Annotated in this window: 14 protein-coding genes; 1 reads left to right on the forward strand and 13 read right to left on the reverse strand. The window is 70.4% G+C overall.

From position 1 onward, the window contains the following. Positions 1-6 precede the first annotated feature (6 nt). On the forward strand, positions 7-2286 hold the full coding sequence (gene hypF / locus D0T12_RS04205) for a carbamoyltransferase HypF (protein WP_117397880.1): 2280 nt from the start codon (positions 7-9) through the stop codon (positions 2284-2286). Here hypF and hypE read toward each other — a convergent pair. The 13 genes from hypE to D0T12_RS04265 all read right to left on the reverse strand — a co-directional run bounded on the left by hypE (position 2269) and on the right by D0T12_RS04265 (position 14473). After that, a complete protein-coding gene (hypE, locus tag D0T12_RS04210) occupies positions 2269-3342 on the reverse strand; it encodes a hydrogenase expression/formation protein HypE (RefSeq protein WP_117397881.1) in 1074 nt (357 codons plus the stop codon). The two genes, hypF and hypE, sit on opposite strands and share 18 nt — an antisense overlap. Continuing rightward, positions 3339-4466: a hydrogenase formation protein HypD gene (gene hypD, locus D0T12_RS04215; protein WP_117397882.1), complete on the reverse strand. Its 1128-nt coding sequence runs from the start codon at positions 4464-4466 to the stop codon at positions 3339-3341. Before hypD ends, hypE begins: the two co-directional genes overlap by 4 nt. A 33-nt stretch (positions 4467-4499) precedes the next feature. Continuing rightward, the gene (locus D0T12_RS04220; RefSeq protein WP_117397883.1) at positions 4500-4772 is read right to left on the reverse strand and encodes a HypC/HybG/HupF family hydrogenase formation chaperone; all 273 of its coding nucleotides are present in this window, start codon (positions 4770-4772) and stop codon (positions 4500-4502) included. A gap of 21 nt (positions 4773-4793) precedes the next feature. Further along, positions 4794-4904, reverse strand: coding sequence for a DUF6893 family small protein (locus D0T12_RS37320; protein WP_407642032.1), 111 nt, complete (start codon positions 4902-4904; stop codon positions 4794-4796). Between the two features lie 36 nt (positions 4905-4940). Then, complete coding sequence (locus tag D0T12_RS04225; protein ID WP_117397884.1) at positions 4941-5150, reverse strand: hypothetical protein; 210 nt, start codon at positions 5148-5150, stop codon at positions 4941-4943. 2 nt (positions 5151-5152) lie between these two features. Further along, the gene (locus tag D0T12_RS04230; protein ID WP_117397885.1) at positions 5153-5752 is read right to left on the reverse strand and encodes a DUF5947 family protein; all 600 of its coding nucleotides are present in this window, start codon (positions 5750-5752) and stop codon (positions 5153-5155) included. Beyond that, complete coding sequence (locus D0T12_RS04235) at positions 5749-6336, reverse strand: NifU family protein (protein WP_117397886.1); 588 nt, start codon at positions 6334-6336, stop codon at positions 5749-5751. The genes D0T12_RS04230 and D0T12_RS04235 overlap by 4 nt, the downstream gene beginning before the upstream one ends. Continuing rightward, the gene (locus D0T12_RS04240) at positions 6329-8122 is read right to left on the reverse strand and encodes a nickel-dependent hydrogenase large subunit (protein ID WP_117397887.1); all 1794 of its coding nucleotides are present in this window, start codon (positions 8120-8122) and stop codon (positions 6329-6331) included. Before D0T12_RS04240 ends, D0T12_RS04235 begins: the two co-directional genes overlap by 8 nt. 27 nt (positions 8123-8149) lie before the next feature. Continuing rightward, complete coding sequence (locus D0T12_RS04245; protein WP_117397888.1) at positions 8150-9187, reverse strand: NADH-quinone oxidoreductase subunit B family protein; 1038 nt, start codon at positions 9185-9187, stop codon at positions 8150-8152. A gap of 3 nt (positions 9188-9190) precedes the next feature. Next, the gene (locus D0T12_RS04250; RefSeq protein WP_117397889.1) at positions 9191-9595 is read right to left on the reverse strand and encodes a hydrogenase maturation nickel metallochaperone HypA/HybF; all 405 of its coding nucleotides are present in this window, start codon (positions 9593-9595) and stop codon (positions 9191-9193) included. After that, positions 9588-10145, reverse strand: a complete 558-nt coding sequence (locus D0T12_RS04255) for a hydrogenase maturation protease (RefSeq protein WP_117397890.1) — start codon at positions 10143-10145, stop codon at positions 9588-9590. The genes D0T12_RS04250 and D0T12_RS04255 overlap by 8 nt, the downstream gene beginning before the upstream one ends. Beyond that, on the reverse strand, positions 10142-11494 hold the full coding sequence (locus D0T12_RS04260) for a hypothetical protein (protein WP_117397891.1): 1353 nt from the start codon (positions 11492-11494) through the stop codon (positions 10142-10144). Before D0T12_RS04260 ends, D0T12_RS04255 begins: the two co-directional genes overlap by 4 nt. Before the next feature lie 81 nt (positions 11495-11575). Next, entirely contained in the window at positions 11576-14473 is a 2898-nt protein-coding gene (locus tag D0T12_RS04265) for a hypothetical protein (RefSeq protein ID WP_117397892.1), read from the reverse strand. Positions 14474-14547 lie beyond the last annotated feature (74 nt).

Genomic DNA, 14547 nt, shown 5'->3' on the forward strand with positions numbered 1-14547 from the left:
AACGCGATGGCCACGGTCACGCGGCTTCGCCTTCGTATCGAGGGAATCGTTCAGGGTGTCGGGTTTCGCCCCTTCGTCTCCGGATTGGCCAAGGAGTACGGCGTCTCGGGCCACGTCGGAAATGACGCTGAGGGCGTTTTCGCGGAGATCGAAGGCGACCGCGCGAAGCTGGACGGCTTTCTCGCCGATCTCGAACGGCGGGCGCCGGCGCTGGCCGTGGTGGAGCGGGTGCGGGCGGAACCGGCGGAGCCGACGGCCGAACGCGGCTTCCGGATCGTGCCGAGCCCGCCCGCCGCTGCGCGGTCCGCGCTGATCTCCCCGGACACGGCGACCTGCGAGGAATGCCTCGCCGAGACCCTCGCCCCGGCGGGGCGCCGCTCGGGCTACCCGTTCACGAACTGCACCGGTTGCGGGCCGCGGTTCAGCATCGTCGCCGACGTCCCGTACGACCGGCACAACACGACCATGGCCGCGTTCGACATGTGCGAGGCGTGCGCGCGGGAGTACGCCGATGCCGATGACCGCAGGTTCCACGCGCAACCGGTGTGCTGCCCCGAATGCGGGCCGTCGCTGCGGCTCACCGGGCCGGACGGCGTTCCGGCTGAGGGAGAGCCCCTGCGGACGGCGGCCGAATGGCTCCTGGACGGCCGCATTCTCGCTGTCAAAGGGCTCGGCGGTTACCATCTCGCCGTCCTGGCCGATGACGAGCGGGCCGTCCGCGCGTTGCGCGACCGCAAGCACCGGGAGGACAAGCCGTTCGCCCTGATGGCCCCCGATCTGGAGTGGGCGCGAAAACTGGTCCGGCTGGAACCGGTCGGCGAACGGGTGCTGGCGGGAACGCACCGTCCGATCCTGCTGGCGCCGCGCCTTTCGGGTGCCCAGGTCGCGGACACGGTGGCGCCGGGGAGCCGGGAGCTCGGGGTGATGCTGCCCTACACGCCCCTGCATCACCTGCTCGCCCGCCATCTCGGCCGCCCGTTCGTCCTGACGAGCGGCAATGTGTCGGACGAGCCGATCGTCTGCCGTGACGACGACGCGCTGAAGCGGCTCTCGCGGATCGCGGACGGTTTCCTGACGCACGATCGGCCCATACAAGTGCGTACCGACGACTCGGTGGTGCGCGTTTTTCGTGGAAGGGAACTGCTCGTCCGGCGTTCACGCGGGTACGTTCCCGCTCCCGTGACCACCGCCCAGCCGTTCCCTCGCCCGGTCCTGGCGTGCGGGGCCGAGCTGAAGAACACCTTCTGCGTGGCCAAGGGGAACAGGGCGTTCGTGTCCCATCACATCGGCGATCTGAAGAACTACGAGACGCTGCGGTCGTTCACCGAGGGCATCGCCCACTTCCGTCGCCTCTTCGACGTGACGCCCAGACTCGTCGCCCACGACCTGCATCCGGAGTACCTGTCGACGAAGTACGCGCTCGAACTGACAGATGTGGACGCCGTAGCCGTTCAGCATCACCATGCCCACATCGCGTCCTGCCTCGCCGACAACGGAGCGAGCGGTCCGGTCATCGGCGTCGCCTTCGACGGGCTCGGTTTCGGAACCGACGCCACCTTGTGGGGCGGCGAATTGCTCATCGCCGACCTGGCGGACTTCCGGCGGGCGGGCCATCTGGAGCCGGTGCCGATGCCGGGTGGCGAAATGGCCGTCCGTGAACCGTGGCGGATGGCGGCGGCGCATCTCCTCGCCGCCTACGGAGACGACCTGCCCGAACTGGATTTGGCGCGGCGGCATCGGACGCGTTGGCACACGGTCGTCGCCCTGGCCCGGAAAGGCGTCAACGCTCCGCTCACGTCCAGCGCCGGACGTCTCTTCGACGCGGTCTCGGCGATTCTCGGCGTCCGGGAGGTGGCCCGCTACGAGGGGCAGGCCGCCATCGAACTGGAACAGCGAGTCGCGCCCGACGAACACGGCGCGTATCCGATGACGGTGACGGACGACGACCCGCTGATCCTTCGGAGCGGCGATCTCGTGCGCGGCGTCGTCGACGATCTGCTCGCCGATGTCCCCGTCGACCGGATCGCCGCCCGGTTCCACAACGGGCTGTCGCGGGCCGTCGTCACGGCCGCACGAGTTCTCCGGGAACGCACCGGCCTCGGCACGGTCGCCCTGTCCGGCGGCGTGTTCCAGAACCTGACCCTGTTGCGGCGGGTCGTCGACGGCTTGGAAGGGGAGGGCTTCCAGGTCCTCGTCCATTCTCGGGTGCCGTGCAACGACGGCGGGATCTCCCTCGGCCAGGCGGTCGTCGCGGCCGCCCGTGACCGGTCAGCAGATTCGCGGTAGCGGATCGCCCACCAGCATGTCCACGATGCGCGTGCCGCCGAAGGACGTCTTCAGCAGGACGGTCCCCGCCGGCTCGTCCGCGACATGCCCGACGATCGCGGCACCCTGTCCCAACGGGTGCCCGCGCAGCGCGGCGAGCGCCGCGTCCGCGTGCTCGCCGTCCACCACGGCGACGAACCGTCCCTCGCAGGCCACGTACAGCGGGTCGATGCCGAGCAACTCGCAGGCCCCGTTGACCACGGGTGCCACCGGGATCGCCGCCTCGTCCAGCACGACGCCGAGCCGGACCGCCTGGGCGATCTCGTTGAGGACCGTCGCCACCCCGCCGCGCGTCGCGTCCCGCAGCACCCGCACTCCGCCGGGGACGGCGTCCAGGAGCGCCGCGACGGGTTCGTGGAGCGGCGCCGTGTCTGAGGCGAGGTCGGCCTCGATGTCGAGTTCGCCACGCGCGAGCATGATCGTGACACCGTGCTCTCCGATCGGCCCGGAGACCAGCACGGCGTCACCGGCCCGGACGGCGGCGGCGCCCAGCGTCACGTCCCGCTCCAGGACGCCGATCCCGGCGGTGTTGACGTAGCAGCCGTCCGCCTTACCGCGCTCGACGACCTTGGTGTCACCGGTGACCACGGCGACTCCGGCCGCCGCCGCGGCGGCGGACATCGAGGCGGCGATCCGCCGCAGGTCGGCGACCGGGAAGCCCTCCTCCAGGACGAACCCGGCCGACAGGTACATCGGCCGGGCGCCGCAGACGGCCAGATCGTTGACCGTGCCGTTCACCGCCAGGTCCCCGATGTCCCCACCCGGGAAGAACAGCGGCGACACCACGAACGTGTCCGTCGTGAAGACCGTCCGCGTGCCGTTCAGGGTGAGGGTGGCACCGTCGGTCATGGCCTCCAGGTGCGGGTTGCGGAACGCGTCCACGAAGACGTCCTCGACGAGGGTCTGGGTGGCCTTTCCTCCCGCGCCGTGCGCGAGGGTGACGCGTTCCTCCTTGACCCTGGCCTTGCGGAGCCGTGCCCGCTCGATGCGTTCCAGGACGCTCTGTTCGGTGGTCATGCGCGCGTCGCCTCCTTGACGCGGTCACGGGTGAAGCGTCCGTAGTTGTAGTAGGCCGCGCACGCCCCCTCGGAGGAGACCATGCAGGTGCCGATCGGGGTCTCCGGCGTGCAGGCGGTCCCGAAGACCTTGCATTCCCAGGGTTTGATGACGCCCTTCAAAACCTCGCCGCACTGGCATGCCTTCGGGTCGGCGACCCTTACGCCCGGAACGTCGAACACGCGCTCGGCGTCGTGGACGGCATAGGCGTCCCGCACCCGCAACGCCGACTGCGAGATGAAGCCCAGCCCGCGCCACTCGAAGTACGGGCGCAGTTCCATGACCTCCCCGATGGCCTCCAGCGCCCGTTGGTTCCCGTCCCACGGGACGACGCGGGTGTACTGGTTCTCCACCTCGGCGCGGCCGTCGGCGAGCTGCCGCAGCAGCATGTGCACCGACTGCAGGATGTCCAGCGGCTCGAACCCCGCGCAGACCAGCGGCTTGCCGTAACGACCGGGGATGAACTCGTACGGGCGGCAGCCGATGACGGTCGAGACGTGCCCGGGGCCGAGGAAGCCGTCGAGCCGCAGATCCGGCGAGTCCAGGATCGCCTTGATGGCGGGCAGGATCGTCACGTGGTTGCAGAAGACGGAGAAGTTCTCGATCCCCTCGGCGGCCGCCCGCAGGACGGTCATCGCCGTGGACGGCGCCGTCGTCTCGAACCCGATCGCCATGAACACGACCCTGCGGTCCGGATTCCGCCGGGCGATCTTCAGCGCGTCCAGGGGCGAGTACACCATGCGGATGTCCGCGCCCTCGGCCTTGGCGTCGAAGAACGAACCGGCGCCGCCGGGCACGCGCATCATGTCCCCGAACGAGGTCATGATGACGTCCGGGTGGCGGGCGATGGCGATCGCGTCGTCCACCCGGCCCATGGGGATCACGCACACCGGGCAGCCGGGCCCGTGCACGAGCGTGACGGCCTCCGGCAGGTGGTCCTCCAGGCCGTGCTTGTAGATGGTGTGCGTGTGACCGCCGCAGACCTCCATGAACTGGTACCGCCGGCCGGGCTCGCACAGCGCGGTGATCTGCGCGGCCAGTGCCCTGGCCTGGTCCGCGTCGCGGTATTCGTCGACGAACCGCATGCCGGTCAGCCGCCTCTCGGTCGATTTCGGGACTCAGGTGATGTCGGAGCTCGCCAGCGCCTCCAGTTCGTCGGTGTAGGCGCTGCCGAGCCCCCGCAGCAGTTCGAGCGTCGCCGCGGCCTCCGCCTCGTCGATCTTCGACATGGCGAAGCCGACATGGACGAGCACCCAGTCGCCGGGACGCACCTCGCCCGGCCCGAGCAGGCCGGTGTTGACCGCCCGCCGGACCCCGGCGACCTCGACCATGGCGAGGTCGTCACGGTCGGCCGAGAGTTCGACGATCTCACCGGGAATGCCGAGACACATCCGCCGTGCCGCCCTTCCCGCTCACATTCGCTCGATCTTGAGGTAGCGGCGCATCGCCGGGATCTCCCTGTAGATCAGGGTCACCAGTCCGGCGGTGACCACACAGGCCACCACGATTCGCATTTTCCGCATGTCGTCTCTCCTCTCAGGACGCGGGATCGGCCCGGGTCAGCCGGGTGGCAGGTTCGGCATGACCGGCAGGATCGGGTCCCGCTTCTTGGGCCGGATGCCGGTCGACCGCCGCGAGTCGGCGGTGCCGTCCTCGTGGTGCCCGACCTCGTTGGCGTAGGCGCTTTTCTCGTTGCCCTGCCGCACGCCCTTGGTGTGCGAAGGTGTGTCGGGCGCGACGTCGGGCTTACCGGTACGGATTTCCGCCATGGCTACCTTTCCTCTCGTGACTCGCGCAGCCGGGTGAAGAACGCCTCCACGTCCTTCCACACGCGGTCTCCTCCGGACAGTCCCGACCACGCTTCCTTGATGACGGCGACGAGCCGGTAGCAGTCGTCGATCGGGACGATCCACTGCTCGTCCGTCTCGCCGACCGAGCTGATGAGCAGGGCCTCGACCGCGGGTCGCATCGAGGCCAGATCCGGGTTCCGGGCGGTGACGGTCTTCCAGGCGGACGGGTCCACCGTCCAGGTGGCGGCGCCCATCGGACCGGGGTACCGGGCGGTGACGACGCCGTCCGGCCCGAGCGTGAAGAACGCGAGCCGCACGGGAACGCCCAGATCAGCGGACGCGACGCCGGTCAGCCGGATCCTGCGGGCCGGCACGAGCCGGTAGTGGCCGAATCCCGCCCCGTCCTTCTCGAAGAGCAGGGCGCAGGCGCGGCAGGCGCACTCGGGTTCGCCGGTGCGCTCGTCGAGGACGTGGGCATGGCCGTCCGCGACGGGCAGGTCGCACAGGCCGCACCTGTCGCCGTCCTCCCGCGTCCGGGCGGACGATCTCATGATCACGCGGCTGAACGCTCCGGTCGTCATGGGCCGCCGTCCACGGGCACCGGAGGGCGCAGCAGCGCCTCGACGGGCACGAACGCCTTCGCCGCCGCGGGAGCGTCCGGGACGGTGACGCGGACGCCGTCCAGTTCGGGGGCCACGGCCAGCACGGCCTCCCGCACCACGTCCTCGACGGGTTCGGCGCCGCACCCGCACCCGCCTCCCGCCCCGCCCCTCAACCGGACCTCGGCCGTCCGCTCCCGGACCTCGACGAGTTCCGCGTCCGCGCCCTTGCGGCCGAGCCGCGGCCGGAGCGCGTCCAGGGCGCGGGCGACGCGCCGTTCGACGGGTTCGGGGTGGACGCCGTGCAGGACGAGGAGATGACCGACGAGCTCGTCGTCAAGGAACGTCTCGACGATGCGGTCGTCACCCGACACGCGGTCCATCACCCGCGCCAGCGCCTCCCCGTACACCTCGGTGAGGAGGGTCACCGCGTCCAGCGCCGTCTTCGCGGTCGCGCCGGGCGTCTGTTCCAGCGTGCCGAGTGTCTCGTCGAGGCGGTCCAGCCGCCCGGCGATCGCCGCCCCGTCGAGGCGGCGCGCGCCGGGACCCGAGGCGGAATCAGCCATGCGTCGATCCGAACATCGGCGAATGCAGCTTCTGGAGCGTCCGCCCTCCGCCGAGGTACATGTGCACGCCGCAGGGCAGGCACGGGTCGAAGCTGCGGACGGCGCGCATGATGTCGACGCCCCGGAAGTCGTCCGGCCCGTTCTCCTCGAAGATCGGCATGTCCTGGACGGCGTCCTCGTACGGGCCGGGCGTGCCGAAGCTGTCGCGCGGGCTCCCGTTCCACGGCGTCGGCGGATACGGGTGGTAGTTGGCGATCTTCCCGTCCCGGATCACGAGGTGGTGCGACAGGACGCCCCGGACCGCCTCGTGGAACCCGCACCCGATCGCCTCGTCGGGCACCTCGAAGTCCTCGAACACCTTGGTGTCGCCCGCGCGGACGAGGCCGAGCGCCTGCTCGACGAAGTGCAACGCCATCGCCGCCGCGTAGGCGACGAAGTAGGAGCGCGCCCGGTTCCGTTCGAGGGCGTTGGACCACTGCGGGATACGCCATTCCAGCGTCGTCTCCGGCAGGTCCCGGCCCTTCGGCAGTGAGATCTGCACGCTGGAGCCGGTCGATTTCACGTACGGGGTGTCGACCAGGTTTGCCAGCGCGGTTGTGTAGAGCCGCGCGAACGGCCCGCCGCCCGTGTCCAGGGCTAGATGCTCGTCGGTCCCGGGACGCAGCCAGCGCGGGCTCATCACCCAGCTGTACTTGTCGTCGAAGTCGCGCTTCTGCGGAACCGGCAGCGTGGTCTGGTTCCACGGGTGGCGCATGTCCACCGGATTCCCGAGCGGGTCATGCGTGACGAAGGGTTCTTCATTCACCCAGTCGTCATAGAAGGAACTGCCCAGCAGAATGCGGATGCCGAGATTGATGTCGACGAGGTCGGTGGTGAGGAGTTCGCCGTCCACGACGACCCCGGGGGTGACGAACATCGCCTTGCCCCACTGGTTCATCGTCTCGTACCTGTAGTCGACGACGGCCGGGTCCTGGAACGCTCCCCAGCAGCCGAGCATGACGCGGCGGCGCCCGACCTCCTCGTACCCGGGCAGCGCCTCGTAGAAGAAGTCGAAGACGTCGTCGTTCATCGCGACGGCCTTCTTGACGAAGTCGATGACGTCCATCAGCCGGGAGAGGTAGTCGGTGAAGACCGTCGGGGTCGGCATCGTGCCGACACCGCCCGGATACACCGTCGACGGGTGCACGTGCCTGCCCTCCATCAGGCAGAACATCTCCCGTGTGGTGCGGCTGACCTGGAGCGCCTCCTTGTAGACCGCGCCCTCGAACGGGTTGAACGCCTCCATGATCTCCGCGATGGTCCGGAAGCCGTGCACCGCCGCGTTCGGCGCCTCGGTGTCCCTGGCCCGCCGCAGCACGGACGGGTTGGTGTCCTTGACCATCGCCTCGCAGAAGTCGACGAAGACGAGGTTGTCCTGGAAGATCGTGTGGTCGAACATGTACTCGGCGGCCTCGCCGAGGTTGAGGATCCACTCGGCCAGCGGTGGGTTCTTGATGCCGTACGCCATGTTCTGCGCGTACACCGAGCACGTGGTGTGGTTGTCGCCGCAGATCCCGCAGATGCGGCTGGTGATGAACCCGGCGTCCCGCGGGTCCTTGCCCTTCATGAACACCGAGTAGCCGCGGAACAGCGACGATGTGCTGTGGCACTCGGCCACCCGCCGGTTCGCGAAGTCGATCTTCGTGTAGATGCCCAGGTTGCCGATGATGCGCGTGATGGGGTCCCACGACATCTCGACGAGTTGCCCCGGTTCGCTCCCGGCGGGCGCCCTTTCGGTCGTTGTCATCCGTGCGGTCCTCTCCTGCGATCCGTGCTATGGCCGCCAGCGCGGGTCGTAGCCGCTGGTCAGAAGCTCACGGTTGTGATGCCACTTCGGCTCCTTGTTCGCCGTGACGTTGGTGATGCCGCGCATCCGGCGGATGAAGGTTCCGTACGGCTTGATGAGCGTGGTCGAGAGGCTGCCGCCGGGCGGCGCGTCCATGAACGGCATGAACTTGTCCGGGAAGCCCGGCATGGTGCAGCCGATGCAGATGCCGCCCACGTTCGGGCAGCCGCCGATGCCGCCCATCCAGCCGCGCTTGGGGACGTTGCAGTTCACCACCGGCCCCCAGCAGCCGATCTTCACCTGGCACTTCGGCGAGTTGTAGTCCTTGGAGAAGTCGGCCTGCTCGTAGTAGGCGGCGCGGTCGCAGCCCTCGTGGACGGTCTTGCCGAACATCCATTGGGGGCGGAGCTTGTCGTCCAGCGGCGGCGGGGGAGCGTCACCCGCGGCGTGGTACAGCACCCAGGTCAGCGTCTCCATGAAGTTCTCGGGCTGGACGGGGCATCCGGGCACGTTGACGATCGGCAGCCCGCCCGCGGACCTGAAGTCCCAGCCGAGGTAGTCGGCGAGGCCCATGCACCCGGTCGGGTTGCCCGCCATCGCGTGGATCCCGCCGTAGGCGGCGCAGGTGCCCGCGGTGACGACCGCCCACGCCTTCGGCGCCAGCCGGTCGATCCACCAGTTCAGCGTCAGCGGTTCGCCGGTGTCCTGGTCGTTGCCGAACGACGACCAGTAGCCGTCCCCGTTGATCTTCTCGTTGGGCACCGAGCCCTCCAGGACGAAGATGAACGGCTCCAGTTCGCCCTTCACCGCCGCCCGGAACGGGGCCAGGAACTCTTCGCCGCCCAGCGTCGGCGAGAGCACCTTGTTGTACAGGTGCACCTTCGGCAGGCCGGGGATCAGGCCGTTCACCACGTCCTCGATGGCCGGCTGGCTGGAGGCCGTGATCGACACGGTGTCGCCGTCGCAGCTCATCCCCTCGGATATCCACAGGATGTGGATTTCGTCGATTCCCTCCGCGCTCGTCATGCCCTACCTCCTCCTGTCCGGGGTGTGCTGGACGTTCCGGTCGGCGACGCCGTCGGCGGCCTCTCCGGCGGGAGCGTCCACGGTGATCGACTCCAGGACGACGTTTTCGTGGCCCGCGCTCGTCACGTCCACGGCGCCGCACGCCGGGCACGCGGCCAGGGCCACGGCGCTGTTCACCGGTGTCTCCGCGCGGCAGCGGCGGCAGTGGACCCGAAGCGGCTCCAGCACGAGGTCGACGCCCGCGCCCTCGGCCACGGTGCCGAGCGCGGCCATCCGCACGCCCTGCTCGATCACCTCGGGGTCGACCGGGTGCCCGCCGACGCGGACCCGCATGGCGCGTACCTTCCGGTCTCCCGCCCGCCGCACGGCGGCTTCGACGATGGCCTCGCACATTCCCAGTTCATGCATGCGTCCGCTCCGAATCCGTGCTCGCGGTCTTGTCGTGTGCGGCCTCGTCGCACGCCAGTTCGGTCACCATGCGGACGGCCTCGTCCACGGCGGCGCGCACGGGCTCCGAAAGCTCCATGCGCTCGTCGACGACGGCGGGACGGCAGCCCACCACGAACACGCGGGGCAGGTCGCCGCCGAGCCGGCGGAGCAGCCGCAGTACGGCCACGGGGTGCATTCCGTGCCCGTCGACCGCCGGTGGGCCGAGCGGATCCTCGGGGTCCGCGCCGGTCTCCGTGCCGTCGACCGTCGCCGCGTCCACCTCGATGACGGCGAGGGTGCCGGGCGGGCCTTCGACGGGCACGGCGTCCACCATGATCAGGACGTCGTGCCGGCCGTCCAGGACCTCGTACGCCAGGTGGACGCCGCGGACGCCGTAGTCGGCGACCTCGACGTTCGCGGGGAGCACGGAGCCGTCCATCCGCCGGACGACCTCCACGCCGAATCCGTCGTCGCCGAGGAACACGTTCCCGATGCCCGCCACCAGGACCCGCCGGTCCGCCCCGCTCATCGCTCCGCCTCCGCGGGCAGGGGCTCCACCTCGGCAGGGGAGAAGTAGCGGAAGCGTCCGTACCACCGGTTGAGGTCGGCGGCGGGGTCGTCCTCCACCGTGACCGCGAGGTGCGTGGCGTCGTCCACGTCGCTGAGCACCGCCTCGACCTGCGCGGTTCTGCCGTCGAGGAACCTGTCCTGCGGATCGACGCCCTGCTTGCGCGGGCGCAGCCGCACCCGGCTTCCCCGCCGGACGGGCACGCCCGCGACCACGACGACGCCGTTCCCCGGCGGCTCCGGGTCGGCGCCCGCCGCGGGCCGCAGCGACCGGACGGCGCCGTGCAGGCGCGCGAAGACCTCCGGCGGCATCGACTCCGTCCGGTCCAGGATCTCGGCGGCCCGCGGATCGGTGGCGCGGGCCTCGCGCTTCTCCGCGTCGGTCAGCGTCAGCGTGCGCAAGGAGAGGATCTCGTCGATCTCCGTCGCGTCGTGCAGGTCACCGGGGCTCTCCGGCGCGACCCGGGGGTGGTCGTACAGCAGGATCGGGGAGGAGAGGACCACGTGATCGTCCCCTGGCGGGCCCGCCAGCACGGGGAACGTGTGGACGTTGGCGCACTCCTCGACAGCCGCCCCGGCCCATTCCGGCGGATCCAGGGCGGACGCGAACGAGCCCGCGTCCACGCTCAGCAGCACATGGCAGGCGATCAGCGATTCCGCCAGCGCCTCGTCGCGGGCCGCCTCCGGGGGTGTCATCGCGCCCGTGTTCGACACGCGGACGCGCAGCCGGTAGACGTCGCGCGGCTCGTCGTCGCCGCCGACCCGGGACGCCGACACCGTCACCGTGGCCGTCACCGGGTGTCGCCGGCGCCGGACACGGCCGAGGGGGCGGCCCTCGTCGTCCGTCACCTGCCCGGTGTCCAGGCCGCCCGGGGCCTGGACGTCGAACTCGCGGGCATCGTCCAGGACGTCCCGCAACGAGAACCGCAGGTCGAACTGTTGCGGCAGGGCCTCGTCGAAGGCGAACTCCAGCCGTGTGCCCGAAGACAACGTGTCGACCGGGCGGTAGGAGCCATCGGCCAGCCGTTCTTCCACGGTTTTACGCTGAAGCTGGAGAAACCGGACCTGGCAGTGGACTGTCTCGTCCGGAATTGCCCGAAGCAGGCATTCGGTCTGCTGCCACGGGGCCTCGATCGACCCGGCCACCCCCGTGTCGGTCAGTCCCTGCGCCTCCGCCCACGCCGGCGGGACGACCACCCCGAACTGCCAGCGCACGCGGTTCTTGCCCGACGAACGGCGATAGGGATAAAGGAGATACCCCTCATAAAGAATCGCGTCGGCGACTTCGCGGGCATACTCCAGGGAAAGCACTTCTCCGGTATAGCAACGAAGGTCGGGCCCGGTAAGTGAGGACGTCCAGTAGGTGATTTCGGCACCCACACCGCGCGGGCGTCACGACAGTGGGGGAGCCTCCCCGTGGTCGCGCCACCAGTCGGCCGCCGCTTCCACGGCGAGGCCGGTGGTCCAGAGGTCGGCGGGGTCGCCGGGCAGCAGGCGTTCCCGCAGCGCGTCCCGCATCGGGTAAGAAATCGCGGCGCCGGTCGTGGGGACATCGTCGCCCAGGACATCAGCGGGGAACTTGCAGACCGCGACGGCGTCCGCCGACCCCAGACCCGTACGTTCCGCCAGGTCGCGCACGGTGGCGGCGGCGTCGATCGGTGCCGGGCCGCGCTCGGCCAGCAACCGCAGGAGCCGGACGACGCGGTCGGCGGTGCCCCAGCAGGGAACGGAGGCCTTGGTCGTCTGCCAGCCGGGCAGTTCGATCGGGTGGAAGGTTCCGCCGGGCGCGTACTCCACGGCCGTCGCGGTCCGATCGTGCCGCTGGTAACCCGAGATCCGCAGGGCCCCGTTCGGGGTGCGCCAGAGCTGTCCGGGAGCCTGCTGTTCCAGTTCCCTGTCGACCATCTGGCGTTCGGCGTCGGACTGCCCGTCGCCACCAGCCGGGGTGAAACGCAGTACTCGGAAGGCGGCCGTGCCATCACCCATCGGAGCGTTGGCCCACAGGCGCAGAACATCGAGGATCTCTTCGCGCTGCGCGTCAGACGTCCACGGCAGGACGGCCGGGAGCGCGTAGCCCGCCAGGGTTTCCATCCCGGCGCCCACATGCCCACCGGGTGGCAGGGAGACCGTCCGGACGAGGTAGGGCCGTTCGGTCGTGGGCTCATCGGTCGCCGCCGATTCCAACGCGCGGGCCAGAAGCCGCTGGCGCACGAGCCACCTCGTCTTCGCCATGGTGGGCGCGAAGGGAAGATCGGGAGCCGCCGAGACCAGCCCAGGAAGCCCCGAAGGCTGTGGACGGCCGATCCGGGCACGCAACTCGATGCCGAGGAGGAGGCACTCGACCGCCATACGGGCCGCTTCGAGGACACCGTCCCGGAGAGCCGGACCGGTCACCTCGGGCAGCACGGCCGCCAGCGCGTCGGTCGCCGCGCCCGGTCCGGTCAGCGTCGCCTCCAGCAGCCGCGCCGCGCCCTCCCGGTCGAGAAGCCGCAGCGCGGCCGAGCCGTCCGGGTCCGCCGGGTCTCGCCGCGCCCACCACCCGGGCGGCGGCACGAGTCCACCCTTCCCGCTCATCACCGGCGAGTAGGGCAACCGGGCCGTGCGGGTCCCGTCGGGCGCGATGACGGTGATCTCGCCCCGGTTCAACCGGACCTCGTTCGGCCCGGCGGCGCCCGGGAACGTCACCTCGGCGGCTCCCGGTGCCTGGGGTCGTGCGGTGGCGGCCTCGGGGTCCAAGGTCAGCGCGACGGTCTCGCCCGTCTGCCCCTCGACGCGGAACGTCTGCCAGCGGCCGTCCTTGATCCGTGACAGGAGGCCGGTCGTGCCGTCATACCAGGGCAGCAGCCCGTCGGGGAGCTGGGGAAGCTTCACCATCAAGCTGTCGTCGCCGCTGACGGACGCGTAGGCGTGCCAGGAACGTTCCGTGATGGTGAGATACCCGAGGTGCTGGATGATCGTCCGGCCGGCTTTCGGAGACTTGTGCGGCACACCATTTCCGGGCACGCCCAGTTCGGCGGGAATCCCTCCGCGCAGGGCCGCCAGCAGCGCGTCCACGGGATCGGCAGGCTCAGCGGATTCAAGGACGTTCGGCTCCAGCTCAAGAAGACCGCCGGGCCCGGTGATCCGCACCAACTGGCGCAAGGCGTTGTGCAGGAAGGGAAGGTCACGGCGGCCCGCGTCAGCCGCCCAGGCATCAACGGTTTCGAGCAACACCTCCCGAATCTCCGGCAGGTCCCACAGCGCTTTCACCGTGGCCGCGTAGTCGACGTTGCCGAAGTACCCGAGGTCGCGGACGAACGCGTCCAGCAAACTGGCGAAACGCTCGCGTCCTTCCGGTCCGGACGCCACGTCCGCGGCCAGCCGCCCGATGTCGAAGTCCGACGCCCACCAGCGGGGCGCGTCAGAGTTGAACTCACTCTGGGGAATGATGTGCCGGTGGTCGGGAGGCGGAACCGCCGGATCCGTCTCCTCGCCGACCACCACCTCGGCCCCCGGGAACAGGCGATCCCCGGCCTGGTCGACGAGTCGCAGCAGAACGGCGGCCGCGCACCCTCGCCCCGTGGTGCCGAACCACGCCGCCGGCAGGTGCGCGCCCGCTCCGCTCTCGGCCAGGCACTCCAGCCACATCTGCCGGATCTTCTCGGCGACCTCCTCGCCGCTCTCCTCCTCGTGCCTGGCACGGTCGGGCTCTGCGGCGATCAGCAGCTTCATCAGGTCGTCGTCCCGTCCGGCCACCGCCGCGAGCGGCTCCCGGGCGGCCGCCCAGACCTGGTGGGACGCGATGGGCACGAGCCCGGCGCGCAGCAGCCGCTCGGCGAGGAACGCCTCCTCGTCCCGCTTCTTGATCTTCGCGCCACGGGCCAGCGTCCGCAGGTCCGGAAAGATCCGGGCGTACGGGACGAGCCCGGCGTCGAATCCCGCGCAGATCACCGCGCGGAACCGGGCGTGGGCCTCCTCGCCCGGCAGCTCCGCGGCGAGCAGCTTGGCGTAGTCGCGCAACGCGGCCGGTCCGACGCCGCCCGCGGGCACCAGTTCGAGGAAGACGTCCTGCACCCGGTCGAGGTCGAGCAGCGCGGGATGGTTCTTCTCGACCTTCCGCGCCTGCCCGAACGCCCAGTACGCGAGCTCGCTCTCGCCCGCCCGCACCAGTTCCCGGCAGGCCTGCTCGAAGAACAGTGCCAACTCGGCGGCGGGCAACGGCTCCGCGGCCCTGGTCAACATCTTCTTGGCGCCGGTGGGTCCGGCGGCGACGAGATCGGCCGGTGCGGGCAGTCGAGGAAAGTGAGTCATCGCGTCCTTCGTCCTTGAACGACCATGAAACCCTGCGACGATCCGCCCGCGTGATCGGTTCCGCGATGTGGGGA

The sequence above is a fragment of the Actinomadura spongiicola genome, assembly GCF_003432485.1.
GTDB classification, from domain to species: Bacteria; Actinomycetota; Actinomycetes; order Streptosporangiales; family Streptosporangiaceae; genus Spirillospora; species Spirillospora spongiicola.

Coding starts and splice junctions, on each gene's coding strand:
- D0T12_RS04245 (WP_117397888.1), bottom strand. CDS start 9,187: ATGACGAGCGCGGAGGGAATCGACGAAATCCACATCCTGTGGATATCC.
- hypD (WP_117397882.1), bottom strand. CDS start 4,466: ATGCGGTTCGTCGACGAATACCGCGACGCGGACCAGGCCAGGGCACTG.
- D0T12_RS37320 (WP_407642032.1), bottom strand. CDS start 4,904: ATGCGGAAAATGCGAATCGTGGTGGCCTGTGTGGTCACCGCCGGACTG.
- D0T12_RS04250 (WP_117397889.1), bottom strand. CDS start 9,595: ATGCATGAACTGGGAATGTGCGAGGCCATCGTCGAAGCCGCCGTGCGG.
- D0T12_RS04235 (WP_117397886.1), bottom strand. CDS start 6,336: ATGGCTGATTCCGCCTCGGGTCCCGGCGCGCGCCGCCTCGACGGGGCG.
- D0T12_RS04230 (WP_117397885.1), bottom strand. CDS start 5,752: ATGACGACCGGAGCGTTCAGCCGCGTGATCATGAGATCGTCCGCCCGG.
- hypF (WP_117397880.1), top strand. CDS start 7: ATGGCCACGGTCACGCGGCTTCGCCTTCGTATCGAGGGAATCGTTCAG.
- D0T12_RS04265 (WP_117397892.1), bottom strand. CDS start 14,473: ATGACTCACTTTCCTCGACTGCCCGCACCGGCCGATCTCGTCGCCGCC.
- D0T12_RS04240 (WP_117397887.1), bottom strand. CDS start 8,122: ATGACAACGACCGAAAGGGCGCCCGCCGGGAGCGAACCGGGGCAACTC.
- D0T12_RS04255 (WP_117397890.1), bottom strand. CDS start 10,145: ATGAGCGGGGCGGACCGGCGGGTCCTGGTGGCGGGCATCGGGAACGTG.
- D0T12_RS04225 (WP_117397884.1), bottom strand. CDS start 5,150: ATGGCGGAAATCCGTACCGGTAAGCCCGACGTCGCGCCCGACACACCT.
- hypE (WP_117397881.1), bottom strand. CDS start 3,342: ATGACCACCGAACAGAGCGTCCTGGAACGCATCGAGCGGGCACGGCTC.
- D0T12_RS04220 (WP_117397883.1), bottom strand. CDS start 4,772: ATGTGTCTCGGCATTCCCGGTGAGATCGTCGAACTCTCGGCCGACCGT.